Origin of the sequence: Massilia sp. KIM (genome assembly GCF_002007115.1) — a bacterium.
GTDB lineage: Bacteria > Pseudomonadota > Gammaproteobacteria > Burkholderiales > Burkholderiaceae_D > Telluria.
On sequence record NZ_MVAD01000001.1, the window covers coordinates 473,227 to 500,050 of the forward strand.

Genomic DNA, 26,824 nt, shown 5'->3' on the forward strand with positions numbered 1-26,824 from the left:
TTCCTCCGCGGATCCTCGAGGATCAAACGTAGGCTTCACGGCATGTGCCTCACCAGCCACCGATGATTTAATGCAACTACTTTTTTACGTATAACTTACTATGAAATTCGCAAAAGAAATTCGCGTCGGTAACATCATCATGGTTGATGAGAAGCCCTTCATCGTTCTGCGTTCGGACGTCAACGGTTCGAGCCGCACCGGCTTCACCTACAAGTGGAAGATGAAGAACCTGCTGACCAACGCCCCGCTGGAAAACGTGTTCCGCGGCGACGACAAGTTCGACGTCGTCATCCTGGACAAGAAGCCGGTGACCTACTCGTACTTCGCCGATCCGCTGTTCGTCTTCATGGATGAAGAGTACAACCAGTACGAAATCGAAGAAGAGAACATGGGCGACGCCGTCAACTACCTGAAAGACGGTATGGAATGCGAAGCCGTGTTCTACGACGGCAAGGCGATCTCGGTCGAACTGCCGACCACCATCGCGCGCCAGGTGGTGTACTCGGAGCCGGCCGTCAAGGGTAACACTTCGGGTAACGTCCTGAAGGAAGCCAAGATCGAGAACGCGATCGAAGGCCGCCAGCACACCGTGATGGTGCCGCTGTTCGTGAGCCAGGACGACGTGATCGAGATCGACACCCGTACCAACGAGTACAAGAAAGTCGTGCGTAACTAAGCACCGGCTTCCCGAAAAAAGCGCTGCCTGCGGGCAGCGTTTTTTTTTGCCTTGTAAGGACAGCCTCATCGGGCCCTGCGCTGCTATTCTATTGCTTTAAATAAAACATCGAGGGGAGCACATGGATCGCAGGGATTTCGTTCGACTGGGTGTGGCAGCCGGCGCCGTGGCCGGCATGGCGAATGCGGCGGCGGCCCCGGATGCCGGCGGCATCCTCGACGCGGGCGTGCGGGAGCAGCAGGACGCCATGCGCACCGGAAAGCTCAGCTCGAAGGAGTTGGTGACGCGCTACCTGGCCCGCATCAAGGCCATCGACCAGTCCGGTCCGCGCATCAACTCGGTCATCGAAACCAATCCCGAGGCCTTGGCGATCGCCGCCGAACGCGACCGCGAGCGCGCCGCCGGCAAGCTGCGCGGTCCGCTGCACGGCATTCCCGTCCTGCTCAAGGACAATATCGCCACCGGCGACAAGATGAGCACCAGCGCCGGTTCGCTCGCCCTGGCCGGGGTGCGCGCCAGCAAGGACGCCCATATCGCGGCCCTGCTGCGCGAGGCCGGCGCCGTCATCCTCGGCAAGACCAACCTGTCGGAATGGGCGAACATGCGCTCGACCCGCTCGACCAGCGGCTGGAGCGCGCGCGGCGGCCAGACCCGCAACCCCTATGCCCTCGACCGCAACACCAGCGGCTCGAGCTCGGGCGCGGGCGCGGCGATGGCGGCCGGCCTGGCCACGCTCGCGGTCGGCACCGAAACCGATGGCTCCATCGTCTCGCCTTCCTCGATCTGCGGCATCGTCGGCATCAAGCCCACGCTGGGCCTGGTCAGCCGCAGCGGCATCATCCCGATCGCCCATTCGCAGGACACGGCCGGCCCGATGACCCGCACGGTGGCCGACGCCGCGCTGCTGCTGGCCGCCCTGGCCGGCGAGGACGAGGCGGACGCCGCGACCCGCGGCAGCGCCGCGCGCAAGGCGGATTACGCTGCGGCCCTGCGCAAGGACGGCCTGAAGGGCAAGCGCATCGGCGTGGCGCGCAATTTCTTCGGCTCGAACGACGGCGTCGACGCCCTGATCGAGAAGGAGCTGGCGGTGCTGAAGGCCCAGGGCGCGGTGCTGGTCGAGGTCAAGGTCCCCAACACCGACAAGTACAACGAGAGCGAGATGGCGGTGCTGCTGCACGAGTTCCGCCCCGGCCTGGAGGCCTATCTCGCGGCCTATGCGCCGCATGCTCCGGTCAAGACCATGGCCGATGTCATCGCCTTCAACGACAGGCACGCGGGCAAGGAAATGCCCTGGTTCGGCCAGGAGCACCTGATCGCGGCCCAGGCCAAGCCGGGGCTGGAGGCGCGCGAGTACAAGGAGGCGCTGGCCAACAACCTGCGCTATGCGCGCGAGGAGGGCATCGACCAGGTGCTGCGCGAGCACAGGCTGGACGCGCTGGTGGCGCCCACCGGCGGCCCGGCCTGGCTGACCGACTACGTCAATGGCGACCACTACACCGGCAGTTTTTCCTCGCCGGCGGCGGTGGCCGGCTATCCCCACGTGACGGTGCCGGCCGGCTACCTGCGCGGGCTGCCGATCGGCATCTCCTTCGTGGGCACGGCCTGGAGCGACGCGGCGCTGATCGGCATGGCCTATGCCTACGAGCAGGCCACGCGCCACCGCCGCGCGCCGGGCTATCCGGCCAGCATCAACCCGAAGGCCTGAACGGCGCCGGCGCGGCGCGCCTCAGCGCGCCACCGACTGCTTGGCCTTGGCGAACACCGGCCCCCACAGCGGGTGGCTGTGTTCGCCGGGGCCGAGGTCGAAACCGGGGTCGAGCCTGAGGGCGCGGTCGAAGGTCTGGCGGCACAGGGCCTGGCGGCCGGTGACGCAATAGCTGAAGGCCGTGTACTTCAGGGCCGTGACCCGGTTGCGCAGCGAGGCCCCGTTCATGTCGGCCGAGTTGAGACGCTTGATGGCGGCGTTGAACTCCCCGTCGTTGTACAGGTTGATGCCCTCGCGCAGGGCGAGCTCGTCGCGGTCCGGCTGCGGCGGGCGTTCCGGGCGCAGCACGCGCTCGGCGCGTTCTCCGCGCTCCGGACGCTCGGCGCGCTCGGCCCGCGGGCGCGATCTTTCCTCGACCCGGGCGGGCGGCCGGTGCGGGTCGCGCTTGCCGAACAGCGGCTCGAGCTGGGCGCAACCCGCCAGGGTGAACAAGGCCAGCAGGGAAAGCGCGGACAGGGACCGTTTCACTCCATCTCCTCTTCGGTAAAGTCCAGCTCGATCACCGCGGTCTCGCCCTTGACGGAATTGACCGTGACGGTGTGTTCGGGAAAGCTCGGGTTGATGATGCGGATCGTGTGCTGGCCGGCCGGCAGGGTCAGGCGCTTGAGCGGCGGGCTGACGCCGCGGTTCACGCCGTTGACCAGGATCGTGCCCCAGGGCTTGACGACCAGCTTGTAGGTCGCGCCCGGCAGGGCCGCCGCCGGCAGCACGGTCACCGAGGTCGGCGGCGCGGGCTGGTCGGGGGCGGGCTGGCTGGGGGCGGCCGGCGCCGGGGTCACCACGATGCCGGCGCCAGGCGTGGGAGCGCCGGGGCTGGATGCGCCCGGCGCGGCGGCGTAGCCGGGCGCCGCCTGGCCAGCCGCGGCGCCGGGCGACGGGGCCAGGGCCGGTGCGGCAGCGTCCGCCTCGCCCTCGTCCTGGGGCAGGGCCAGCACCAGGGCGTCGCCGGTATTGGTTTCGTGCAGCAGCGCGACCAGGGCCGCCAGGCCGCCCAGCAGCACCGTGGCGGCCAGGGTCAGCAGCAGCCAGCGCTGCAGGCGCATCGGCTGGCCGCGCGCAGCGACCGGCTCCTCGGGCGGCGCATTGGCCGCCGGCAGGTCGGCGAACTGGGCGAAGGTGGCTTCGACCGTAGACTTCATCGAAGGCTGGGCCGGCACGGCGGGCCCGAGCACGACGATGCCCAGCAGGTTGCGCAACTGTTCGATGGTCTGCGGGCGCTCGGCCGGGTCGGGGGAGAGGCAGCGGTCGACCGCGGTGACGAAGGAATCGCTGTAGTCGCCCAGGGTGCGCCCGCGCAGCGGCGCCGCCGGCTCGCGCTCCAGGGTGATGGCGTAATGGATGACCTGGGCCAGGTCGTGGACGTCCTGGGCTTCGGTGTCGCCCGGCGCGGTGCCGGCCGTCGGCAGCAGCATCGGGTCGCCCGAGTCGAGCACCAGCACGGTGTCGGGGGTGATCGGCCGGTGCGGCATCTGCATCGTGTATTGCAGTTCGAGCGATTGCAAGACCTGACGGAAAATGCGCCGGCACCAAGGCTCGTTCACCATTTCCTGGTTGTTCTCGACGATTTCGCGAACCGTGCGGCCGTCGGTCTGCTGCTGTGGCGTACTCAGTGTGCTCGTCATCATGGCAATATGCCGGGCCGTTGCACGGACTGCGCCGGGCCGGACCGGTCAGGTCTGGTTTTGTTGCAAATAATGCCAGAACTGCCGCGATGATGCCTTCGTCAACCGTGCGCGACGGTTACATTTGTCACAATTTCCCAAAAGGGTCGACGAAGCGCATCTTGAACCAGCGTCCCTTGATGGCGCCGTAGTCGGGGCCGAGGGTGCTGCCGGCGCTCAGGCGCGCCACCGCCGCCCGCGCCGCGTGGCGCTCGAGGGCGACGTAACTGCTGAATTCGCCGATGTTGATCTTGCCCACCTGGTCCTTCGTCAGGCCGGCGTCGCCGGTGAGGGCGCCCAGCAGGTCGCCGGCGCGCAGCTTGGCTTTCTTGCCGCCGGCGATGTTGAGCGTCACCATGGGCGCGGGCGCTACAGCGTCGGCATCTTCCTCGAGCGCATCCAGGCGTTCCCACACCGCCTGCGCATCCTGGTATTCCTCGACCAGGCGCACCCACTTGCTTTCGTTGGGCGCGCACAGGGTGTGGGCCATGCCGCTGCCCGCGCCGCGTCCGGTGCGGCCGATGCGGTGCACGTGGACCTCGGGGTCCTTCGACACGTCGACATTGATCACGGTGTCGAGGTCGGCGATGTCCAGGCCGCGCGCCGCCACGTCGGTCGCGACCAGAACCGAGCAGCTGCGGTTGGCGAACAGCACCAGGATCTCGTCGCGTTCCTGCTGCTCCAGTTCGCCGTACAGGGCGAGCGCCGAGAAGCCCTGTTCGCGCAGGGCCTCGGCCACTTCGCGGCAGCGCGCCTTGGTGTTGCAGAAGGCCAGGGCCGACACCGGCTTGTGGTGCCTGAGCAGGCGCGCCACCGCGTCCACCCGGCCGTCGAAGCCGATCTCGTAGAAGCGCTGGTCGATGCGGGTGGCGTCGTGGCGGCTCTCGACCGCGATCTCGAGCGGGTCGCGCAGGAAGGGCGCGGTGGCCTCGCGGATATCGTCCGGATAGGTGGCCGAGAACAGCAGGGTCTGGCGGCGCTGGGGCGTGGCGCGCACGATGTTGGCGATTTCGTCGTAGAAGCCCATGTCGGTCATGCGGTCGGCTTCGTCCAGCACCAGGGTCTGGACCTTGGACAGGTCGAGGCTGGCGCGCCCGAGGTGGTCGCGGATGCGGCCCGGGGTGCCGACCACGATGTGGGCGCCGAATTCGAGCGAGGCGATCTGGGGCCGCATCGAGACGCCGCCGGTGAGGGTGAGGATCTTGACGTTGCCGACCCCGCGCGCCAGGCGCCGCAGCTCGCCCGCCACCTGGTCGGCCAGTTCGCGCGTCGGGCACAGCACCAGGCCCTGGACCGCGAACCAGGCCGGATTGAGCTTGTGCAGGATGCCGATGCCGAAGGCGGCGGTCTTGCCGCTGCCGGTCTTGGCCTGGGCGATCAGGTCGCGGCCCTCGAGCACGGCGGGCAGGCTGGCGGCCTGGATCTCGGTCATTTCGTGGTAGCCGAGCGTGGCGAGGTTGGCGAGGAAGAGCTGCTTGAGGGGCAGGGAGGCGAAGGACGTCATGGGCGGGCTCCAGGGTGGGCCGCCGCGGGGCCTACGGCGCGCCCGGCGCTTCCGGTTCCCAGATGGGCAGGCCGGTCAGGTCGAGCTTGTCGTCGCGGCGCCAGACGGGCAGGCCGGTGGTGTCGGTTTCTTCGAGCAGGCCGAGCTGCTCCTGCTTGAGTGTAGTACGGCGGGGACGCGGGCCGACGCGCTTGGTCTCGACAACGGGAACCAGGGGAGCGGCCGGCTCGAAGCCCGGCAGGTCGAAGGTTGCGTTGTCTTTCTTGTCTCTCATCTGCCTTTGCTGCCGCAGAAAACAAAAGCCCGGCTCGCTGAGTCGGGCTTGTGTATCGATATTCTGGTTGCGGGGACAGGATTTGAACCTGTGACCTTCGGGTTATGAGCCCGACGAGCTGCCAGACTGCTCCACCCCGCGTCTGAGAACGATAGTATAGCGCGTATGGCTGGAACATGCAATCCGGGCCATGGGCAAGCCGCCCGCGCTCATGCTCCTGCTCATGCAGCGCGCAGGCGCCACAGCGAGGTCACTTCCCTGGCGCGCGCCGCATGCAGCGGATCGTCCGGGTCGCTGGCCTTGCCGTGCACGGGGCGGGTGTCGTGGCGCGCGGCCACCGCCAGGCCGGCGTCGGCGATCCAGCCCAGCAGCTGCTCGCGGCTGCGCAGGCCGAGGTGCTCGGCCAGGTCGGACAGGATCAGCCAGCCTTCGCCGCCCGTTTCCAGGTGGGCGGCGAGGCCTGCCAGGAAACCCTTGAGCATGCGGCTGTCCGGATCGTAGATCGCGTATTCGATGGCCGAGCTGGGCTTGCCCGGCAGCCAGGGCGGATTGCACACCACCAGCGGCGCGCGGCCCGGGGGAAACAGGTCGGCCTGGATCACCTCGACCTGGGGCCCGAGGCCCAGGCGCGCGATGTTCTCGCGCGCGCAGCCGAGCGCGCGCACGTCCATGTCGGTGGCGGTCACGCGCAGGCCGCGCCGCGCCAGCACCGCCGACAGCACGCCGGTGCCGGCGCCGATGTCGAAGGCCTCCTTGGCCCCGGCGGGCAGGGGCGCCTGGGCCACCAGCTCGACGTATTCGCCGCGCACCGGCGAGAACACCCCGTACCAGGGATGGATGCGCTCGTCGAGGGCCGGGATCGGCACGCCCTTGCGGCGCCATTCGTGGGCCCCGATCACGCCCAGCAGCTCGCGCAGCGAGGCCACGTAGGCTTCGTCGGCCACGCCGTAGGCTTCCAGGCAGGCCAGGCGGGCGTCGGGTGCGCGCCGCAGGGGAATGGCGTGGTCGGCCTCGAAGGGAATCAGGAGCATCGCCAGCGTGCGCGCCCGCTGCAGCTGGGACAGGCGGTGGCGGTGGAAGGCCTCGGCCGGCGTGGCCGGCGGCTTCGACTTGGCGCGGCGCGCGCGCTCGCTCTTGTGTTCGATCCGGCGCACCAGGGCTTGCAGGAGCTGGCGCGCGTTCTGGTAGTCGCCGCGCCAGAGCAGGGCGGTGCCGTCCAGCGCCAGGCGGTAGGCGGTGTCGGCGTTCATGGTGTCGTCGGCGATCACCACTTTCTTCGGCGCCGGCCAGCCGCTCTCGGAACGCCAGCGCGCCGAGCGCTCCTGGCCGCCTTCAGTCCATGCGATGCGTTCCATCAGTGATGGTGGTGCCAGTGGGCGTCGTTCGATTCGAGGAAGGACTTCACCGCGTCCGGGCTGCCGGTGGCGTGGCGCTTGACCTCGCCGCAGTCGCAGATGCCCTGGTAGGGCTGGATGTGCGAGCAGGCGGACACCTTCTGCAGGAAGACTTTGACCGGCTTGGCGCACTTGGCGCACTTGAACGTGAGGATACGGGCGGGCTTCATGGGGGCGAAAAAGCGAAATGGGACAGGAGCGGCATTCTACACCCGCCGCCCCCGTCCGCAGCCCGCGCCGATGGCTACTCGACGATCACGAGGCTGCTGCCGCCGCCGGCCGGGCGCACCAGCACCTTGGTGGCGATGCGCTCGGTCATTTCCTGGACGTGGGAAATCACGCCGACCTTGCGGCCCAGCGACTGCAGGGCGTCGAGCGCGTCCATGGCCACGCCCAGGGTTTCGCTGTCCAGGCTGCCGAAGCCCTCGTCGATGAACAGCGACTCGACCCGCACCCGATTCGAGGAAAGCGAGGCCAGGCCGAGCGCCAGCGCCAGCGAGACCAGGAAGGATTCGCCGCCCGACAGCGAATTGACCGAGCGGATCTCGCCGCCCATGTCCTGGTCGCGCACCATCAGCGCCAGCGAGGGCGCGTTGGCATAGGTGACGCGCTCCAGGCGGTAGCGCCGCGCCAGCTGGGCCAGGTGGGCGTTGGCATAGCCGAGCAGGACGTCGAGCGTGAACTGCTGGGCGTAGTTGCGGAACTTCTTGCCGTCGGCCGAGCCGATCAGCTCCGCCAGCTTGCCCCAGCGCTGCTCGACCTCCTGCTGGCGTTCGATCTCGGCCAGGGCCGACCTGGCCTGCTCGCGGCGCGCGTCGTCCTGGGCCAGTTGCAGGCGCAGGCTGGTGGCCGTGTCGTGGGCGGCGCGGCGTTCCTGGCCCAGGGCCTCGAAGGCCGCCTGGACCTCTTCCATCGGCTGGCCGCCGGCCGGCGCGCTTTCCAGGTGGGCCTGGCGCTGGGCGCGCCGCTCCCCGAGGACCACGGTGGCGCCGGTCACGGCGGCCTCGAGCGCGCCAAGGGCGGCGCGCTCCTGGGCCAGCCAGGCGGCGCCCACGTTCAGCAACTGGGCCAGGGCGGCGCCGTCCTCGACCGCGTCCAGGCCGTCGGCATGGCGCCGGTAGTCCTCGAGCCAGTCGGCCAGGGCGGCGGCGGCCTGGGCCCCGGCCCCGTCCAGCTCGGCAATGCGCTGGGCCAGCTGGCCGAGGGCGGCGCGGGCGCGCGTCTCGGCCTGGGCCGCCTCGTTGGCCGCGCCCTGGCGCGCGGCCAGGCGTTCGCGCGCGGCGGCCAACGCCGCGCCGAGCTCGCGTTCCACTTCCAGCGCGGCGCGGCCCTGCCACAAGGCGCCGCGTTCGGCGCGCATGCGCGCCAGTTCGTCCCCGATGCGCTGGCATTCGGCCGCCACCTGGGCGCCGCCGCGGTCGATCTGGGCGATGCGCTCCTGGGCCGCGGCGAGTTCGGTGTCCAGCGTGGCGATGGCCGCCGCGCTGCGCGTCTGCAGCCCGGTCTGCTCGGCCCATTGCGCCGCTTCCAGGGCGCGCGCGGCGCGCCAGGCGGCCGGCTCGCGCCGCCACGCCGCCTGCCAGCCGTCGCCGCAGGCGTCCGCCAGCACCGGGTCGAGCTCGGCCAGCAGGGTGTCCAGCTGTCCGCTGGCGGCCTCCAGGCGCGCGGACTGGGCTTGCAGGTCGGCGGCCAGGCGCGCGCTGGTCTCGCGTTCGGCGTCGAGGGCGGCCTGGAGGCGCTGGCGCGCTGCCTGGGCCTTGTCGAGTTCGGCCTGGGCGGCGTCGCGCGCGGCGGCGGCCTGGCGCATGGCCTGCTCGCCGCGCACGAGCTCCTCGGCGGCCTCGCGCAGGGCGGCGCGCGCGTCGGCGAACCAGGCCTCGCGCTCGGCTTCGGCCGGCGCCTCAAGGGCGGCGGGATGCTGCTCCCATTCGTCGGCCAGGGCGGCGATGCGCCCGTCCAGCGCGCCTCGCTGCTGGGCCAGGGCCGCCAGGCGCTCGCGCGCCGAGCCGAGGATCGCGTCCTGGGTGGCCTGCGCGGCGCCATTGGCGCGCACCGCGCCCCGGCAGCGCTCGACCTCGGCGCGCAGGCCGGACAGCATCGCGTGCAGCTGGGCGTCCTGGTGGCGGTAGGGATGATCAAGGCCGCCGCACACCGGGCAGGGCGCGTCGTCGGCGAGGGCCGCGCGCAACTGCTCCACGCTGGCCGCGCAGGCCAGTTCGGCAGCCGCCAGCGAGCGCTCGGACTGGGTCATGGCGGCCTCCAGCGCGGGAGCGGCCGCGCCGAGCGCAAGCAGCTCGCGCTCGGCGGTCGCGCGCGCGGTGTCGGCATGGTCGAGCTCGCGCGCCAGTGCCCCCAGGGAGGCGCGCGCCGCGGCCAGCTCGGTCCAGGTGTGCTGGGCCTGCAGCAGGCGTTCGCGGCGCTGTTCGAGCTGCTGGCGCTCCCTGGCCAAGGCGGCGCCGTCGAAGCTTTCCAGCGCGGCCGTGGCGGCGGCGCGCGCGGCTTCCTGCGCGCTCACGCTTTCCAGCGCCCGGGACAGCGCGGCTGCGGCGGCGGTCGCGCGCTCGCCGGCGTCGAGCGCGCCGCGCCGGGTGTGTGCGAGGGCTTCCTGGCTGCCTTGTAGCCCGGCGGCGGCCTCGCCGGCCTGCACCAGCAGGCGTTCCCAGCGCGGCCACTGGCTCGCCATCGGGGCCAGGCGGGCGTGCGCGGCCAGCCAGGCATCAGCGCCGTCGCGCGCCTTGCGGGCGCGCTCCAGCTCGTCGGCCTTGGCCTGCAGGCCGGCACGCGCCGCGCGCGCCTCGGCGCGGGCCGACTCCAGCGCGGCCTGGGCCTGGGCGTGGCCAGGGGCCAGGGTGGCGATGGCGGCGTCCAGGGCCTTGGCGCGGTCCAGCTGGGGGCCGGCCGCACGCAGGGCTTCCTCGGCCGCGTCGACCTCGACCAGCGCGGCGTCCAGTCCGGCGCCCGCCTGGCGCCGCAGTTCGAGGGCGGCGGCGAGCTCGGCTTCGAGCTTGGCGGTGGAAGAAGTGGCCGCCTGGCGTTCCCCGTTCAGGCGCTCGAGCTCGGCCAGCAGCGGCCGGGCCGGCTGCACCGCCTCCAGGGTCGCCAGGCGCCGGCGGCGTTCGCCGGCCGCGTCGCGCGCCGCCGCGGCCTCGGCCAGGGCCTGGGCGGCGGCTTCCTCGCCGCGTTCCAGCTTGGCGGCTTCCTGGTGCCAGCGCAGTTGCTGCTCCAGCAGCGCCTGGCGCGCTTCCAGCGCCTGCAGGGCCAGGTCGGCGCTTGCGCTCTCGGCTTCCAGGGTGGCGCGCGCCTCCGGCGCCAGCGGGGCCTGGTTGGCCAGTTGCGCGCTCAGCATCTGGGTGCGCGCCTGCTCGGCGCGGTAGCGCTCGAAGGCGCGGCGCGAGATGTCGCTGTAGATGGTGGTGCCGGTGAGGGTTTCGAGCAGTTCGCCGCGTTCGTTCTCGTCGGTTTTCAGGAAGGCCGAGAACTCGTTCTGGGCCAGCAGCACGGCGCGCGTGAACTGCTCGAAGGACAGGCCGATGCGCTGCGCGATCTCGGCCGCGACCTCGGTCTTGGTGCCGCCGATGGCGACCAGGTCGGGCAGGCGGTGCAGGCTCATCTTGGAAGGCTGGAGGGCGCCGCCCGGCTTGCCGTAGGCGCGCCGCACGCTCCAGCGCGCCCGGTAACGGCCCTCGTCGCTGCCGACGAAATCGACTTCCGACCAGGCCTCGGCCGCGCCGCGCCGCAGCAGGGTGCGCGGATCGAGGGCCGAGACGGTGTCGCCGCCCACGTCGGGCAACTGGCTGCCGGCGCGCTTGAGCAGGCGCGGGGTGGCGTCGTACAGGGCCAGGCAGAGGGCGTCGAGCAGGGTGCTCTTGCCCGCCCCGGTGGGGCCGCTGATGGCGAACAGGCCGCTCGAAGCGAGCGGCTCGGCCTCGAAATCGACCGTGAATTCGGCGGCCAGCGAGGCCAGGTTCTTGCCGCTGATGCGCAGGATCCTCATGCCGCGCCCCCGTCCAGGGCGTGCGCCAGTTCGGCGAAGGCGGCCAGCTGGTCGGGCGGAGCGTCGGCGCCGTAGCGCTGCTGCCACAGGCGGCGGAAAATGTCGTCCGGCTGCAGGCGCGCGAGCTGGTCGAGGCTCAGGGCCTGTTCGGTCTCGCTCACGAGGGTCAGCTTGCGGGTCGGTTCGATCTTGGCCAGGCGCACCGGCTTGCCCTGGAGCGCGGCTTCGACGCGGGCGCGCAGGCCGGGTTCGGGGCCGTCCAGCAGCACCCGCACCTCGAGGTAGGGATGGGCCTGGGGCGGCAAGTCCTCGAGTTCGAGCGCTTCCAGCGCGCCCAGGACTTCGTCGAGCGGGGCCGGAGTGGCGGGCACGCGCAGCAGCTGGACCGCGCGCGGCACCGGGATGGCGGTGATCGAAGCGGCCTTGCAGCCGTCCAGCTCCACGCACACCACCTGGTGCTGGTAGCCGACTTCCGAGAAGGACAGGGGCAGCGGGCTGCCGCTGTAGCGCACGTGCTCCTGCCTGCCCACGCGCTGGGCCAAGTGCAGGTGGCCCAGGGCCACGTAGGCCAGTTCGGGGTCGAACATGCTGGCCGGGAGCGCCTCGGTGCCGCCGATCACGATGCGGCGCTCGGAATCCTGGGAAGACTGGCCGTCCACCATGTGGCAGTGGCCCATGGCGACGATGGCCTGGCCCGCTTCGCAGCGCTGCCTGGCCAGCGCATGGGCCTGGCGGTAGAGCAGGGTGCTGCCGTACAGGTAGGGGTCGAGCGGCTCGCTCTTGGGCTCGCCCTCAGGCGTGGGTGCCGGCTCGCCCTCGGGCTGGTCGTCGGGGGCTTCGTCCTTGTCCTGCTCCCGGCTCGACGTCCGCGGCACGTCGCCCGGGCGCAGGAAGGGTACGGCCAGGCACCAGGCGCGCACCGCGCCGCTGCGGTCGCGCAGCGGAACCAGCAGGCGCTCCATGTCGATCTCGCCGTCGGCGCGGCGCAGCACGTTGCCTATCACGATCGTGCCATGGGCCTCCAGCAGCGGGGTCGGCGCTTCCAGCCGGCCCGGCGAATCGTGGTTGCCGGCGATGACCACCACCTGCAGGTGGGGAACCGCCGCCTTGGCGCGCTGCAGGAAACGGTAGAACTGGCGGTGGGCGAGGGCGGAGGGGTTGGCGTTGTCGAACACGTCGCCCGCGATCAGGAGCGCGTCGATGCGCTCGGCCACCAGGGTATCGACCAGCCAGTCGAGGAAGCACTGGTGTTCGTAGATCCGGTCGTAATTGTGCAGGGTCTGGCCGAGGTGCCAGTCGGAGGTGTGCAACAGCCGCATGGAAGGTATAGGTTGGGCAAAGTCTGGTCGGCGCCAACTATAACGCAGCGCGGCCGCGCGGCCCAAGGCGCGCGCCAAAAAAACGCGCGTGCGCCGCCCGGTGTTGCCGAAACCTTACTACAATGTGCGGATGATCGAACTCGAGCTGAGCATCGGCGCCGCGCGCGCCCTCCACCTGGCGGCCCAGGGCCTGGACGCCCCGCGCCGCCGCCGCGCCGGCAAGGACGAGGTGCTGGAGGCCATCCGGCGCATGGAAATGCTGCAGATCGACACCATCAGCGTGGTGGCGCGCAGTCCCTACCTGGTGCTGTGGAGCCGGCTGGGCGACTACGATCCTGACTGGCTGGACCAGTTGCTGGCCGAGGGCAGGCTATTCGAGTACTGGGCCCACGAAGCCTGCTTCCTGCCGATCGAGGACTATCCGCTGTACCGCCACCGCATGCTGGCGCCCGAGAAGATGGGCTGGAAGTACCCGGCGCGCTGGATGCGCGAGCACGCGGGCGAGGTCGAACGCCTGCTCGCGCAGGTGCGCGCCAGGGGACCGGTGCGGGCCGCCGACTTCGAGCGGGTGGACGGCAAGTCGGGCGGCTGGTGGGAATGGAAGCCCGAGAAGCGTGCGCTCGAGGTCTTGTTCACCGCCGGGCGCCTGATGATCGCGCGCCGCCACAATTTCCACCGGGTCTATGACCTGGCCGAGCGCGTGCTGCCGGACTGGGACGACGCCCGCCTGCCGTCCGAGGAAGAGGTGAGGCGCGAGTTCGTGCTGCGCACCGTGCGCGCCCTGGGCCTGGCCAGGGCGGCCTGGATTCCCGACTATCACCGCACGCGCCGGCCGCACACAAGCCCCCAGGCGCTGGCCGAGCAGGGCCTGCTGCTGCGCGCCCGGGTCGAGGGCTGGCGCGAGCCGGTCTACATCCACCCCCAGCACCAGGCGCTGGCGCACGCCGCCGCCGAGGGCAAGCTGGGCGCCAGCCTCACGACCCTGCTGTCGCCCTTCGACCCGGTGGTCTGGGACCGGCGCCGCGCCCTGGAGCTCTTCGATTTCGACTACCGTCTCGAATGCTATACGCCGGCCGGGAAGCGCCGCTACGGCTACTTCACCCTGCCGATCCTGCGCCGCGGCGCGCTGGTGGGCCGGATCGACGCCAAGGCCCACCGCAAGGCCGGCCTGTTCGAGCTGCGCAATCTCGTGCTCGAGCCCGGCGTACGCCTGAGCGCGCGCCTCGCGGCCGACGTGGCCGGGGCGGTGCGGCGCTGCGCGCGCTGGCACGGCTGCCCGCGCGTCGAGGTCGTTCAATGCAGCCCGGAAACGTTTGTTGCCCAGCTCACGACGGCCTTGGCGGAAGACACGCGCGTCGCCGCATAAGCCCGAAAGTTCCCACCCGGCTGTTTGACTCACCTCAAACCCGCCCGGGGCCTTCTCTCTACACTTGAACTTCCTGCCGGCCAGCGACAACAGCACAACAAGAGCTGGCCGCCCTACAAAGCATCCCCAGCCAACGATCCCTGCCCCACGGGCCGTGCTGGCGGAGCCATTCTGAGAGGAGACACAATGCTGACGTCAACCTATACGCTGGTCGCCCTGTCCGTCGAGCAAGCACGCGCGCGGGTCGAGGTGCAGGCGCTCATGGAGCGCTGGCGCCCCGGCGCCTGGTGGGGCGACACGCCCGGCCGCCGCCACTTCGAGCAGGCCTGCGATGCCCTGCGCCGGGTCTACGAAAACTGCCACTGGCGCAAGCTCGACAAATTCGTGCTGCCGGCCCTGCGCCGCGCCGGCGGACTGGCCGAGGCGCTGCTGGCGCGCCTGGAGGGCATCAGCGGACGGGCGCTGGAGGAGCGGGTGCGGGCCCAGGCCCAGGCGGCCGAGGGCAATCCCGACTGCTTGTGCGCCATGGAGCGCTGCTGCCGCCTGCTGCTCGAACGGCTCGAGCTCGAGGAGCGCGAACTCTTCCCCCTGGCGCGCACGCTGATTTCCGGCGAGTCCTGGTTCGCCATCGCCAACCAGATGCTGGCCCACGATGCCCACCAGAGCGAGCAGCGGCCGGCGCCCCCGCCCCAGCCGGCGCCGGCGCCGCGCGGCGGCGCGCACCCTGATTATTCCGCTCGGCAAGGCCCCTCTTTGCCCTTGGTACATTGATGTCGAGGACGCTTGAAGGAGCGGACAATCGGGGCCAAGGTTCTTTGCTATGATGGGGGTTTTGGAAGTGCGATTTCATCATGTTCGAATTCCTATTCAAGCGGCAGGGCGGGGACAAGGCCGGCACGCCATCGGGCGCCGGCGAACCCGGCGCGCCGCCCGAGGCGCAAGCCTCCGGCGGCAAGGCGCAGGGCCAGTCCCCCACGCAGGGCGCCGGCGCGCCCAGCGCCCGCGAGCAACAGGCCGAACAGCTCAAGGCACTGAACGGTGACGAAGCCGCCGCCGTCGAATTCATCCTCCGCTCCGATTTCTCCGAATTGCGCCTGGCTGCGGCCGAGATGGTCCACAGCCGCGAACACCTCGAGCGCGTCCATTCCGCGATGCGCAACCTCGACCGCCGGGTCGCCAAGCTGACCCATGCGCGTCTCGACGCGATCCGCCACAAGGAAGCCGAGCTGCGGCGCGGCCAGGAAGCCCTGGCCCAGGCCCGGGTCCTGCTGGGCGACCACCTCCTGACCCCCAACCACGTCGCCGAACTCGACCGCAAATGGTCGGTCACCACCGCCCCCGAGCTGGCGCCCGAATTCGAGGCCGTGCGCGCCGAGCTGGCGCGCCGCCTCGAGGCCCAGGTGCAGTTGCAGCGCGCCATGATCGACCGCCTGGCCGCCCTGCGCCAGCTGGGTGCGGCCGGCCTCGACGCGGCCGCCTTCGCCGAACGCCTGGACGCCCTGCACAAGGAGCAGGAGGCGGCCCTGGTGGCGCCCGAGCACGCCTCGCTGCCGCGCGCCCTGGTGGCCGAATTCGCCACCGAGCATGCGCGCCTCTCCGCGGGCTTGGCCGGGATCGAACAGGACCAGGCGGCGCTGGCCGCGCGCGAGGCCCAGCTTGCCGAATGGCAGGGCAGGCCCCAGGCCGAACTCAAGGCCGAGCAGTTGCGCAAGGACTGGCTGCGCCTGCCGGCGCTGCCGGCGAACCCGGCCGGCGCCGAGCTGCAGCGCCGCTTCGAGGCGCTGCTGGCCGCGTTGCCGCAGGAAACCCGCAAGCCCAAGCCGCAGCAGCCGGCCAACGCAGCCAGCGCTGCCAACACAGCCAACGCAACCAACGCAGCCAACCCGGCCAGCGCGGCCAACGCGGCCAACGCGGCCAACGCGGCCAACGCGGCCAACGCGGCGGCCGGGGAGGGCGCGCGCGATCGCAAGCCGGCGCGCGGCGCCGACCAGCAGTTCATCGACAACCTGGATGCGCTCGAAGCAGCCCTGCAACAAGGCTCGCTGGGCACGGCGGCCGAGCTCGACAAGTCGCTCAAGGAGAGCAAGGACAAGGGCATGCGCCTGACCCAGGCCCAGGCCGACCGCCTGGCCCACCTGCGCGCCGAACTCAAGCGCCTGTCGGACTGGGCGCGCTGGGGCGGCAACGTCTCGCGCGAGGAACTGATCAAGACCGTCGAAGCCCTGCCCACGCAGAGCCTGTCGATGAGCGAGCTGGCCAAGAAGGTGGGCAGCATGCGCGAGCGCTGGAAGGCCCTGGACAGCCTGTCGGGCGCCGCCCCGCGCAGCCTGTGGGAGCGTTTCGACGCCGCCTGCAGCGCCGCCTACGCGCCGGCCGCGGCCCACTTCCGCCAGCTGGCCGACGAGCGCCACGCCAACGCCGCGCGCGGCCAGGCCCTGGTCGAGGAAGCCCAGGCCGAGATCGCACGCCTGCAGTCCGGCGAAGCCGACTGGAAGCACGTCTCCGGCACCGTGCAGCGCCTGCGCACCGCCTGGAGCCACCTGGGCGCGATCGACCGCAAGGACAAGAAGCGCCTCGACCAGCTGTTCACCGAGGCCCTCACCACCCTGCAAAAGCCGCTCGAGCAGCAGCGCCAGGTCGAGATCGCGGTGCGCGAGCAATTGATCGAGGAAGTGCAGCGCCTCGATCCGCACGAGCGCCATGCCGTGGACCTGCTGCGCGAGCTGCAGCACCGCTGGCAGGAGCATGCGCGCGCCCTGCCGCTCGAACGCAAGGCCGAGCAGGCGCTGTGGCAGCGCTTCCGCGCCGCCTGCGACGCGCTGTTCGCGGCGCGCAAGGAGCACGCCCACGCGGCCGACGCCGAGCGCCGCGCCCACGAGGCGGCCAAGGAAGCGCTGTGCGCGCGCCTGGAAGCGGCCGCGCCCGACGCCACCCCCGCCAGCGCCCGCAAGCTGCTGCGCGAAGCGGCGGCCGAATGGCAGTCCATCGGTCCGGTGCCGCGCGCCCACGAGGCGCGCATCGAGAAACGCTATCACGCGGCGCTGGCCCAGGTCCAGCACCATGCCGACCTCGCCAAGCGCGCGGCCGGCCTGGCCCTGGCGGGCGCGGTGCGCGACAAGCTGCGCCTGATCCAGGCGCTGGAGACGGCGCTGGTCAATCCCGACGCCCACACCCACGCCGCCGACTGGCGACAACGCTGGGACGCCTTGCTGCCGCTCGAAGGCGGATTCGAGGACGTGCTGCACGCCCGCTTCGAGGGCGCGCTCGCGGCCTTGGAGGGCGAGCGCGCGGCCTATGCGCGCCGGCTCGAGGACAACCGGCCGCGCCTGCTCAACGAGCTGCTGCGGCTGGAGATCGCGGCCGGCATCGACAGCGGGCCGGAATTCGCGCGCGAGCGCCTCAAGCTGCAGGTCGAGGTGCTGCAGAGCTCGCTCAAGTCCGGACACAAGCCGGGCGCCCAGGGCGACGAACTGCGCCAGTTGCTGGCGCTGCCGGCGCTGGCGGACGCACGAACCGAAACGCGCATCGAACAACTCCTGATGCGCCAGGCAAGGGAGGGGAAATGAACGAAGTGCGGGTGCAGGCCGGGGATTTCGACCTCGGCCGCGAGATCGCGCGCCTGCGCGAGGGCGATGCGCGGGTGGGGGCGGTGGTGAGTTTCGTCGGGACGGTGCGCGACCTCAACGACGGTGCCGCGGTGGCCGAGCTCGAACTCGAACACTATCCGGGCATGACCGAGAAGGCGCTGGAAGACATCGCCGCGCAGGCGCGCGCGCGCTGGCCCTTGTACGGCACCCTGGTGATCCACCGCATCGGGCCGATGAAGCCGCTGGACCAGATCGTGCTGGTGGCCTGCACCGCGGCCCACCGCGGCGACGCCTTCGCCGCCTGCGAGTTCATCATGGACTACCTCAAGACCGAAGCGCCGTTCTGGAAGAAGGAGCAGACGCCGGAGGGCGCGCGCTGGGTCGATGCGCGCGTCAGCGACGACGCCGCCCGGGCCCGGTGGGCCAGACCTTGAGCTGGGTCGCGGTCGGCGTGGGCGCCGCCCTGGGCGCCTGGCTGCGCTGGGGACTCGGCCTGTGGCTGGGCAGCCTGCACGGTTTCGTCCAGATCGGCACGCTGGCGGCCAACCTGGCCGGCGGCTTCCTGGTGGGGCTGGCGCTGGGCTTCTTTTCAAGTAACCCTCAGATCATGCCGGAGTGGCGGCTCTTCATCATCACCGGCTTCCTCGGCGGTCTCACCACCTTCTCGAGCTTCTCGGGCGAATCGGTCGGCCTGCTGCAGCGTGGCGAAGTGGGCTGGGCGCTGGCGCATACCGCCTTGCATCTGTTCGGCTCGCTACTCCTGTGCGCGGCCGGCATGGCCGCCTGGCGCATGCTGCGCGGCTGAGAGAGGATCAGACAGGCTGAGACAGGCTGAGACAGGCTGAACGCGGCGTAGATTATTCTCATCGCATACGTTCTTTCGGGTTTCCCGTGCTACATTCTCTGCCCATCCACGCCTGGGGAGTCCGCATGCAATCGACCTACCGTCCCACCGCCGCCTTCGTAGGCGCTTCCTACGCCGCGCTCGGCATCAGCGTCGCCTTCTACCTGGTGGGCTTGTGGAACGCCACCATGCAGCTGAACGAGAAAGGCTATTACCTGGTCCTGCTGCTCTACGGCCTGTTCGCCGCCATCTCGCTGCAGAAGTCGGTGCGGGACCGCTCGGAAGGTATTCCGGTCACGGGCATGTACATGGGCCTGTGCTGGGCAAGCGTGACCGCCGCCATCGGCCTGTTCGCGATCGGCCTGTTCAACGCCACCCTGGCCCTGAGCGAGAAGGGTTTCTACGCCATCTCCTACATGATGGCGCTATTCGCCATCATCGCCGTGCAAAAGAACGTGCGCGACCTCGCCGCCGCAGGGGGCGGTTCCGGCGGAGTCTGAGCACATGCGCCGTATGGGAGGGTGTTGCGCATCTTGAAAAGCGCGTCGCCGGCCCAATTTTGCTCTCTAGTCAAGAACATCACTAGGGAGCAATATCATGCGCCAAGATAAACTGACGACCAAGCTCCAGGAAGCGCTGGCGGATGCCCAGAGCCTGGCGGTCGGCAACGATAACCAGTACATTGAACCCCTGCACCTGCTGATCGCCCTGTTGAACCAGGACGACGGCAGCGCCCGTTCGCTGCTGCAGCGTGCCGGCGTCAACGTCGGCGCCCTGAGCACCGCGCTGAAGAACGCCCTGGAGCGCCTGCCCAAGGTCTCGGGCACCGGCGGCGACGTGCAGGTCGGCCGCGAGCTGGTGGCGCTGCTCAACCTCGCCGACCGCGAATCGCAGAAGCGCGGCGACCAGTTCCTGTCCTCGGAAATGGTGCTGCTGGCCCTGACCGAAGACAAGTCCGAGGCCGGCCGCCTGGCGCGCGAGCACGGCCTGGCGCGCAAGGCCCTGGAGTCGGCGATCGCCGCCGTGCGCGGGGGCGAATCGGTCAACTCGCAGGATGCCGAAGGCCAGCGCGAGTCCCTGAAAAAATACACCCTCGACCTGACCGAGCGCGCCCGCATGGGCAAGCTCGATCCGGTGATCGGCCGCGACGACGAGATCCGCCGCGCGATCCAGGTCCTGCAGCGCCGCTCCAAGAACAACCCGGTCCTGATCGGCGAACCCGGCGTGGGCAAGACCGCCATCGTCGAGGGCCTGGCCCAGCGCATCGTCAACGGCGAAGTGCCCGATTCGCTCAAGGGCAAGCGCGTGCTCTCGCTCGACATGGCGGCCCTGCTGGCGGGCGCCAAGTACCGCGGCGAGTTCGAGGAGCGGCTGAAATCGGTGCTCAAGGAGCTCGCCCAGGACGAGGGCCAGACCATCGTCTTCATCGACGAGATCCACACCATGGTCGGGGCCGGCAAGGCCGAGGGCGCCATGGACGCCGGCAACATGCTGAAACCCGCGCTGGCGCGCGGCGAGCTGCATTGCGTGGGCGCGACCACCCTCGACGAGTACCGCAAGTACGTCGAAAAGGACGCCGCGCTGGAGCGCCGCTTCCAGAAGATCATGGTCGACGAGCCGAGCGTGGAGGCGACCATCGCCATCCTGCGCGGCCTGCAGGAAAAATACGAGCTGCACCACAAGGTCGAGATCACCGACCCGGCCATCATCGCCGCCGCCGAGCTCTCGCACCGCTACATCAGCGACCGCTTCCTGCCGGACAAGGCGATCGACCTGATCGACGAGGCCGCGGCCAAGATCAAGATCGAGATCGACTCCAAGCCGGAAGTCATGGACCGCCTCGAACGCCGGCTGATCCAGCTGAAGATCGAGCGCGAAGCCGTGCGCAAGGAGACCGACGAGGCCTCGATGCGCCGCCTCGAGCTGCTCAACGAGGAGATTGCGCGCCTGGAGCGCGAATACAACGACTTCGAGGAAGTGCTGAAGGCCGAGAAGGCCGCGGTGCAGGGCACCACCCACATCAAGGAAGAGATCGAGCGCATCCGCCACCAGATGGAGGAAGCCAAGCGCCAGAGCAACTGGCAGAAGGTCTCGGAGCTGCAGTACGGCCGCCTGCCCGAGCTGGAAGCCCAGCTCAAGAAGGCCGAGGAAGCGGCCACCCACGCCGACGGCGACGGCCTGCCCAAGCTCCTGCGCACCCAGGTCGGCGCCGAGGAGATCGCCGAGGTCGTCTCACGCGCGACCGGCATCCCGGTCTCGCGCATGATGCAGGGCGAGCGCGAGAAGCTGCTGCACATCGAGGACGAGCTGCACAAGCGCGTGGTGGGCCAGGACGAGGCCATCACCGCCGTGTCGGACGCGATCCGCCGCTCGCGCGCCGGCCTGGCCGACCCGAACCGTCCCTATGGCTCCTTCATGTTCCTGGGCCCGACCGGGGTCGGCAAGACCGAGCTGTGCAAGGCGCTGGCCGCCTTCCTGTTCGACACCGAGGAATCCCTGATCCGCATCGACATGAGCGAATTCATGGAGAAGCATTCGGTGGCCAGGCTGATCGGCGCGCCCCCGGGCTATGTGGGCTACGAGGAGGGCGGCTACCTGACCGAGGCGGTGCGCCGCAAGCCCTACAGCGTGATCCTGCTGGACGAGATCGAGAAGGCCCACCCGGACGTGTTCAATGTGCTGCTGCAGGTGCTGGACGATGGCCGCATGACCGACGGCCAGGGCCGCACGGTGGACTTCAAGAACACCGTGATCGTGATGACCTCGAACCTGGGTTCGCACAAGATCCAGTCGATGGACAGCGACGATCCGGGCGTGGTCAAGCTGGCCGTGATGGCCGAGGTGCGTGGGCACTTCCGTCCGGAGTTCATCAACCGGATCGACGAGATCGTGGTGTTCCACGCGCTGGACGAGAAGAACATCGGCGCCATCGCCCGCATCCAGCTGCGCAACCTGGAAGAACGCCTGGCCAAGATGGAGATGTCGCTCGACATCGACGAGGAGGCGCTGCAGAAGATCGCGGAGGCCGGCTTCGATCCGGTGTACGGCGCGCGGCCGCTCAAGCGGGCGATCCAGCAGCAGATCGAGAATCCGCTGTCCAAGGCCATCCTGTCGGGCCGCTTCGGGCCGAAGGACACCATCCCGGTGCGGGTGCGCATGGGGCAGCTGGTGTTCGGGGACCAGCCGGTGGAGCTGGCGAAGTAAGCGGGCGGGTCCGGCCCGGTCCCGCGCGGAGCCGGCTTACCCGAGGGTGGCCGGCTCCGGAAGCTCGTCCCTGGCCTCGGGGCATCCCGTGGCGGAGACGAGCGTCATGCGCCTGCGGCGCGGCTTACTGCTTCCGGCGGCGCCGGGCGGCGAAGCCCACCAGTCCCAGGCCGCCGATCAGCATCGCATAGGTTTCGGGTTCCGGCACCGGCGCGATGGTCTGCGACAGCAGGCTGCCCACCTTGCGGTCCCCCTCGCCGAAGAAATTCACCTTCAGGTGAGGCGCGTCCAGCATCGGCGCGCCGCCGCCAAAGGTGAACTGGAACACCATGTCGTCCCCCAATGCCACGCGCTCGCCCGAGAAGCAGGCGCCCTTGCCGACGTGGGCGCCGCCGGCGCAGCCGTTCGCATTGAGTTCGTTCGCCGACAGGGTCCAGGCGCTGGCGCCGCCCGGCGCCGACACCAGGCTGACGTCGGTGAAGGTGCCGATGTCCTTGAGCTGGATCGCGCCGAGGGTGCTGGCGCCGGCCCAGTCGCCGCTGCGGTTGGCGGCGTCGATCTCCAGGGTCAGGGTGTTGCCCGACCACGAAGACGTGAAGGTCACGCCCTGATAGGTGAGGGTGCCGGCGGCCGCCGGCAGGGCCAGGCCGCAGGCGAGAGCGGCCAGGGCAGCAGCTTTGATGAGTGTGGTTTTCAACTTGCTCTCCTCGTATAGGTGACAGCCCCTGCCTTCGCGTCCTGCGAACGGCATGGACTGGCGTACTGTCGAGTACGCTGGGCTCAGCCTATTGGGTTTGGCAATACGGTTCCGTTAGCTGAATCACGTATGGCTCAGTTCCGTGCCGGAGAAGCGGCGCGGGGGAGCAGGAAGCGGGCGCTTGGGAAGCAGGGGCCGCGCAATGAAAAACGGGCCCGAGGGCCCGTTGTGCGAGGAGATGCGTGCGCCGCGGTGCGTCAGGCGTGCGGCTTGCGGCGCCTGCGCGCCAGGGCGAATGCGGCGATGCCGCCACCGAGGAGAGCCAGCGAGGCTGGTTCCGGCACCTGGGCGCCACCACCGGCGTCACCAGTGCCGTCGGTTCCGCCACCGATGCCGCCTTCGCCGATGCCACCGCCGATGCCGCCGTCGCCGATACCACCGCCGGTTTCACCGCCACCGATTCCACCGTCGCCGGTTTCACCGCCACCGATGCCGCCGCCGGTTTCACCACCGCCAATGCCACCGCCGGTTTCACCGCCACCGGCGCCACCGCCATCGGTTGCGCCGCCACCAGTGCCGCCGCCGGTATCACCCTTGCTGCCGCCGGTATCGCCGCCGCCAGCGACCGTCTCTTTCGTGAACGGGAAATCCTTGGACAGCAGGTCGCCGGCCTTGCCGCCGGCGGCATCGACGAAGTGGACCTTCAGGTGCGGCATCGACAGGTTAAGGTCGTTGGCAAAGGTGAAGGTAAAGACCATGTCGTCGGCCAGCGCGATCGCATTGCCGGTATAGCAGAATCCTTTGTTCGACGATGCCGCTGCGGCGGGCACGGCGGCCGCGGCGACGCTGGCCTGCTTCTTCTTGCCACCGCCACTACCTTTGTCACTGCCTTTGTCACTGCCTTTGTCACTGCCCTGGCCGTTGCCGTTGTTGCCGGCCGGCGCAGATTCGGCGACGCAACCGTCGGCCTGCAATTCCTGGTGATTCAGGCTCCACGAATTGGTGCCCAGTGAGCTGCTCATGGTCACGCCGGCGATGTCGCCCATCCCTTTGAGGGCAATGGCATTGATGCCGGTGGCCTGTTGCCAGCCGCCGCTGCGCTTGGCGGCATCGATTTCGATGGTCAGCACCCTGCCGGTATAGCTGCTGGTGAAGAACACGCCGTCGAGCTCGATGACGCCGGCGCCGGCGGTGGCTGCGCTGGTAGCGAGCAGAAGAGAGAGCGCCGTCCGGCGCGCGGTGGAGACCATGGACATCCCTGTTGATAAAGTTATATGTGTAGTTGCTACTAATTCAAGCGCCATGGTGGGGCCTACGATGCTTGTAGTCAATTAGATATGCTCATTTACAACAACTATTTTTCTCAATCGTTGGAATAGTGAAAGGCGATCGGCGATGTACATTTCCTCTTAGAAACATTGGCTCGAATTTTCACCATGCGAAAAGACCTTCTCGCCATGCGAGATATGCAGCAAAACGTATCGGGTCCAGATTATCATTCTGAGAAAAGTCGTTCCGTATCATGGAATGATCGACGTAAAACATTGATTAGAAAGAGAAAAAAATTAATGCTATGTCTTATATAAGACTAATTGTGCCGCGCACAAACTGATCTATGATTTCTCCAACGGATACGCTTTTTTACTCATCAACTTTGCACTTCCTAGGAGAACCACCATGGCAACGCGTGAACAGCAAATCAGCCAGCTCCAACAAGACTGGGACACCAATCCGCGCTGGAAAGGCGTGACCCGCAACTACAGCGCGGCCGACGTCGTGCGCCTGCGCGGCTCGCTGCAGATCGAGCACACCCTGGCCAAGCGCGGCGCCGAAAAGCTCTGGGACCTGGTCAACGAGGAGCCCTACGTCCACGCACTGGGCGCCCTGACCGGCAACCAGGCCATGCAGCAGGTGAAGGCCGGCCTGAAGGCCATCTACCTCTCCGGCTGGCAGGTCGCGGGCGACGCCAACCTGGCCGGCGAGATGTACCCCGACCAGTCGCTGTACCCGGCCAACTCGGTGCCCAGCGTGGTCCGCCGCATCAACAACACCTTCCAGCGCGCCGACCAGATCCAATGGTCCGAGGGTAAGGACGAGATCGACTTCTTCGCCCCCATCGTGGCCGACGCCGAAGCCGGTTTCGGTGGCGTGCTCAACGCCTTCGAGCTGATGAAGTCCATGATCGAGGCGGGCGCCGCCGGCGTGCACTTCGAGGACCAGCTGGCCTCGGTCAAGAAGTGCGGCCACATGGGCGGCAAGGTGCTGGTGCCGACCCGCGAAGCGGTCGAAAAACTCAACGCGGCGCGCCTGGCGGCCGACGTCATGGGCACCCCGACCCTGGTCATCGCCCGCACCGACGCCGAGGCCGCCGACCTGCTCACCTCCGACGTGGACGACAACGACCGCGAGTTCTGCACCGGCGAGCGTACCGTCGAGGGCTTCTTCCGCGTGCGCCCCGGCCTCGAGCAGGCGATCTCGCGCGGCCTGGCCTACGCTCCTTTCGCCGACCTGGTGTGGTGCGAGACCGGCAAGCCCGACCTTGCCTACGCCAAGGCCTTCGCCGACGCCATCCACGCCAAGTTCCCGGGCAAGATGCTGGCCTATAACTGCTCGCCCTCGTTCAACTGGAAGAAGAACCTGGACGACGCGACCATCGCCAAATTCCAGAAAGAGCTCGGCGCGATGGGCTACAAGTTCCAGTTCATCACCCTGGCCGGCTTCCACGCCCTGAACTACGGCATGTTCAATCTCGCCCACGGCTACGCGCGGCGCGGCATGTCGGCCTTCGTCGAGCTGCAGGAAGCCGAATTCGCGGCGGCCGAGCGCGGCTTCACCGCGGTCAAGCACCAGCGCGAAGTCGGCACCGGCTACTTCGACGCCGTGACCCAGACCATCCAGCAGAACCAGAGCTCGACCACCGCGCTTCACGGCTCGACCGAGGACGAACAATTCTTCGACGAGAAGAAGGTCGCGTAAGCGGATCACACCAATCCAGCGTCCGCAGCACCGGGCCGCGGTCCCCACGAGGGGCCGCGGCCTTTTCCTTTTCGGCGCGGTTTTTCAGGCCGATCGGTTTTGTAGTGGATAATGGCGCCCAATATCGCCGCGCGCATCGATGCGGCCACCACGATCCAAGGAACACCACCCTATGCTGAGCTACCGCCACGCCTTCCACGCGGGCAACCACGCCGACGTCCTCAAGCACTTCGTGCAGGTGCAGCTGCACCTCTACATGAACCAGAAGGACACCGCCTACACCTATATCGACACCCATTCGGGCGCCGGTGTGTACGCCCTCGACAGCGTCCAGGCCCTCAAGAGCGCAGAGTCCGCGACCGGCATCGCGCCGCTGTGGAACAGCAGCGATGCGCCGGCCCCGCTGGCGGCCTACCTCGACCTGGTCAGGGGCATGAACCCGAGCGGCAAGATGCGCTACTACCCCGGCTCGCCCTATGTGGCCGACCAGGTTTCGCGCGAGCAGGACCGCCTGCGCCTGTTCGAGCTGCACCCTTCCGACCACCGGATCCTGAGCGAGAACTTCCGCAAGCTCGACGCCCACAAGGCAGAGCAGGGCGAGCGCGCGCGCGGCCGCCGCGTCATCATCGAGCACGGCGACGGCTTCGCCAGCCTCAAGGCGCTGCTGCCGCCGCCCTCGCGCCGGGCCCTGGTGCTGATCGACCCGCCCTACGAGATCAAGGACGACTACAAGCGCGTGCGCGACGCCCTCGACGAGGCTTTGGGGCGTTTCCCGAGCGGGACCTACGCGGTCTGGTATCCGGTGCTGCAGCGCATGGAGTCGCGCCAGTTCGCCGACCGCCTGAAGCGGCTGCCGGCCAAGGAATGGCTCAACGTGACCCTGACCATCCGCACCCCGACCCCGGACGGCACCGGCCTGCATTCGAGCGGCATGTTCATCCTGAACCCGCCCTATACCCTGGAGCCGATGCTGCGCGAAGTCATGCCCTACCTGGTGCAGGTGCTGGGCCAGGACGGCGGCGCGCGCTTCACCATCGAGAGCGGCGCCCAGGTCACCGGCGCCGCCGCCGGGCGCAATGTCGGCGGCGTGCCGCGTGTGCCTGTCGGCAATGCGCGTCGCGCCAGCCCCCTGTCGGGCCAGGGCAGCCTGCGCCTGCCCGGCCAGAGCATGCCGGGGCGTGAGGAGGGCGCTGCCCGTCCGGCGCGCGGTCCCAAGCCGGAAGGGCGCCCGGGCGAACGCGCCGCAGCCGGGCGTGCCCCGGGCGACCGTCCCGCAGGCGACCGTGCCCCGGGTGAGCGCGCCCCGAGCGAGCGTGCCCCCGGCAACCGTGCCCCGAACAAGCGTGCCCCTGGCGAGCGCAGCGCGGAAAGCCGCCGTCCCCAGGGCGCGGCCCCGCGCAGCGCCGCGCCGGGCGGCGCCGGCCCGGCAGCCGGCACGCGCAGCCGCCGCACGCCGCCGGGAGGCCGCAAGTAACATCTTGATACGATGTCGAAATGCTAACACGGTAGCTTTCGTGTATAGTCGGTAGCGGTGGGGAGAAGGGCCCTCCGCCCGCGCGGCGC

General features: G+C 69.6%; 21 protein-coding genes and 1 tRNA gene. 11 read left to right on the top strand and 11 right to left on the bottom strand.

What is annotated here, in order from left to right; genetic code table 11:
- Positions 1-100: 100 nt before the first annotated feature.
- Positions 101-676, top strand: a complete 576-nt coding sequence (locus B0920_RS02250; RefSeq protein ID WP_078030967.1) for an elongation factor P — start codon at positions 101-103, stop codon at positions 674-676.
- 121 nt (positions 677-797) lie between these two features.
- Entirely contained in the window at positions 798-2,381 is a 1,584-nt protein-coding gene (locus tag B0920_RS02255) for an amidase (RefSeq protein WP_078030968.1), read from the top strand.
- Between the two features lie 21 nt (positions 2,382-2,402).
- On the opposite strand, the gene B0920_RS02260 is transcribed toward B0920_RS02255, so the two are convergent.
- The 9 genes from B0920_RS02260 to B0920_RS02300 all read right to left on the bottom strand — a co-directional run bounded on the left by B0920_RS02260 (position 2,403) and on the right by B0920_RS02300 (position 12,587).
- Entirely contained in the window at positions 2,403-2,909 is a 507-nt protein-coding gene (locus B0920_RS02260; RefSeq protein WP_078030969.1) for a TssQ family T6SS-associated lipoprotein, read from the bottom strand.
- Complete coding sequence (locus B0920_RS02265; RefSeq protein ID WP_078030970.1) at positions 2,906-4,066, bottom strand: hypothetical protein; 1,161 nt, start codon at positions 4,064-4,066, stop codon at positions 2,906-2,908. The genes B0920_RS02260 and B0920_RS02265 overlap by 4 nt, the downstream gene beginning before the upstream one ends.
- 124 nt (positions 4,067-4,190) lie before the next feature.
- Entirely contained in the window at positions 4,191-5,606 is a 1,416-nt protein-coding gene (dbpA, locus tag B0920_RS02270; protein WP_078030971.1) for an ATP-dependent RNA helicase DbpA, read from the bottom strand.
- Between the two features lie 31 nt (positions 5,607-5,637).
- The gene (locus tag B0920_RS02275; protein WP_078030972.1) at positions 5,638-5,880 is read right to left on the bottom strand and encodes a hypothetical protein; all 243 of its coding nucleotides are present in this window, start codon (positions 5,878-5,880) and stop codon (positions 5,638-5,640) included.
- 64 nt (positions 5,881-5,944) lie between these two features.
- A tRNA-Met gene (locus tag B0920_RS02280) sits at positions 5,945-6,021 on the bottom strand.
- An 80-nt stretch (positions 6,022-6,101) separates the two neighbouring features.
- Complete coding sequence (locus B0920_RS02285; RefSeq protein ID WP_078030973.1) at positions 6,102-7,235, bottom strand: class I SAM-dependent methyltransferase; 1,134 nt, start codon at positions 7,233-7,235, stop codon at positions 6,102-6,104.
- Positions 7,235-7,444 (bottom strand): hypothetical protein, encoded by a 210-nt coding sequence (locus tag B0920_RS02290; RefSeq protein WP_078030974.1) that lies wholly within the window; start codon positions 7,442-7,444, stop codon positions 7,235-7,237. Before B0920_RS02290 ends, B0920_RS02285 begins: the two co-directional genes overlap by 1 nt.
- Before the next feature lie 74 nt (positions 7,445-7,518).
- Complete coding sequence (locus B0920_RS02295; protein ID WP_078030975.1) at positions 7,519-11,268, bottom strand: AAA family ATPase; 3,750 nt, start codon at positions 11,266-11,268, stop codon at positions 7,519-7,521.
- Positions 11,265-12,587: an exonuclease SbcCD subunit D C-terminal domain-containing protein gene (locus tag B0920_RS02300; protein ID WP_078030976.1), complete on the bottom strand. Its 1,323-nt coding sequence runs from the start codon at positions 12,585-12,587 to the stop codon at positions 11,265-11,267. The genes B0920_RS02295 and B0920_RS02300 overlap by 4 nt, the downstream gene beginning before the upstream one ends.
- Before the next feature lie 130 nt (positions 12,588-12,717).
- On the opposite strand from B0920_RS02300, the gene B0920_RS02305 reads away from it, so the two are divergent.
- From B0920_RS02305 to clpB, 7 genes are all read left to right on the top strand, one after another.
- A complete protein-coding gene (locus tag B0920_RS02305; RefSeq protein ID WP_078030977.1) occupies positions 12,718-13,953 on the top strand; it encodes a winged helix-turn-helix domain-containing protein in 1,236 nt (411 codons plus the stop codon).
- Positions 13,954-14,139: 186 nt separating this feature from the next.
- Entirely contained in the window at positions 14,140-14,724 is a 585-nt protein-coding gene (locus B0920_RS02310) for a hypothetical protein (protein WP_078030978.1), read from the top strand.
- Positions 14,725-14,804: 80 nt separating this feature from the next.
- Positions 14,805-17,519 (top strand): DUF349 domain-containing protein, encoded by a 2,715-nt coding sequence (locus B0920_RS02315; RefSeq protein WP_078030979.1) that lies wholly within the window; start codon positions 14,805-14,807, stop codon positions 17,517-17,519.
- Positions 17,516-17,974 (top strand): molybdopterin synthase catalytic subunit MoaE, encoded by a 459-nt coding sequence (gene moaE, locus B0920_RS02320; RefSeq protein WP_078030980.1) that lies wholly within the window; start codon positions 17,516-17,518, stop codon positions 17,972-17,974. Before B0920_RS02315 ends, moaE begins: the two co-directional genes overlap by 4 nt.
- The gene (crcB, locus tag B0920_RS02325) at positions 17,971-18,345 is read left to right on the top strand and encodes a fluoride efflux transporter CrcB (protein ID WP_078033249.1); all 375 of its coding nucleotides are present in this window, start codon (positions 17,971-17,973) and stop codon (positions 18,343-18,345) included. The genes moaE and crcB overlap by 4 nt, the downstream gene beginning before the upstream one ends.
- A 125-nt stretch (positions 18,346-18,470) precedes the next feature.
- Positions 18,471-18,884, top strand: coding sequence for an inner membrane protein YiaA (gene yiaA / locus B0920_RS02330; RefSeq protein WP_078030981.1), 414 nt, complete (start codon positions 18,471-18,473; stop codon positions 18,882-18,884).
- A gap of 97 nt (positions 18,885-18,981) precedes the next feature.
- Positions 18,982-21,588, top strand: a complete 2,607-nt coding sequence (clpB, locus tag B0920_RS02335) for an ATP-dependent chaperone ClpB (protein ID WP_078030982.1) — start codon at positions 18,982-18,984, stop codon at positions 21,586-21,588.
- Positions 21,589-21,712: 124 nt separating this feature from the next.
- Here the strand turns inward: clpB and B0920_RS02340 are convergent, their stop codons facing one another.
- Together B0920_RS02340 and B0920_RS02345 are read right to left on the bottom strand one after the other, a co-directional pair.
- Complete coding sequence (locus B0920_RS02340; protein ID WP_179119064.1) at positions 21,713-22,285, bottom strand: PEPxxWA-CTERM sorting domain-containing protein; 573 nt, start codon at positions 22,283-22,285, stop codon at positions 21,713-21,715.
- 257 nt (positions 22,286-22,542) lie between these two features.
- Positions 22,543-23,535, bottom strand: a complete 993-nt coding sequence (locus tag B0920_RS02345) for a PEP-CTERM sorting domain-containing protein (RefSeq protein WP_179119065.1) — start codon at positions 23,533-23,535, stop codon at positions 22,543-22,545.
- A 427-nt stretch (positions 23,536-23,962) separates the two neighbouring features.
- On the opposite strand from B0920_RS02345, the gene aceA reads away from it, so the two are divergent.
- Positions 23,963-25,261 (top strand): isocitrate lyase, encoded by a 1,299-nt coding sequence (aceA, locus tag B0920_RS02350; RefSeq protein ID WP_078030985.1) that lies wholly within the window; start codon positions 23,963-23,965, stop codon positions 25,259-25,261.
- Positions 25,262-25,433: 172 nt separating this feature from the next.
- A complete protein-coding gene (rlmJ, locus tag B0920_RS02355) occupies positions 25,434-26,735 on the top strand; it encodes a 23S rRNA (adenine(2030)-N(6))-methyltransferase RlmJ (protein WP_078030986.1) in 1,302 nt (433 codons plus the stop codon).
- Positions 26,736-26,824 lie beyond the last annotated feature (89 nt).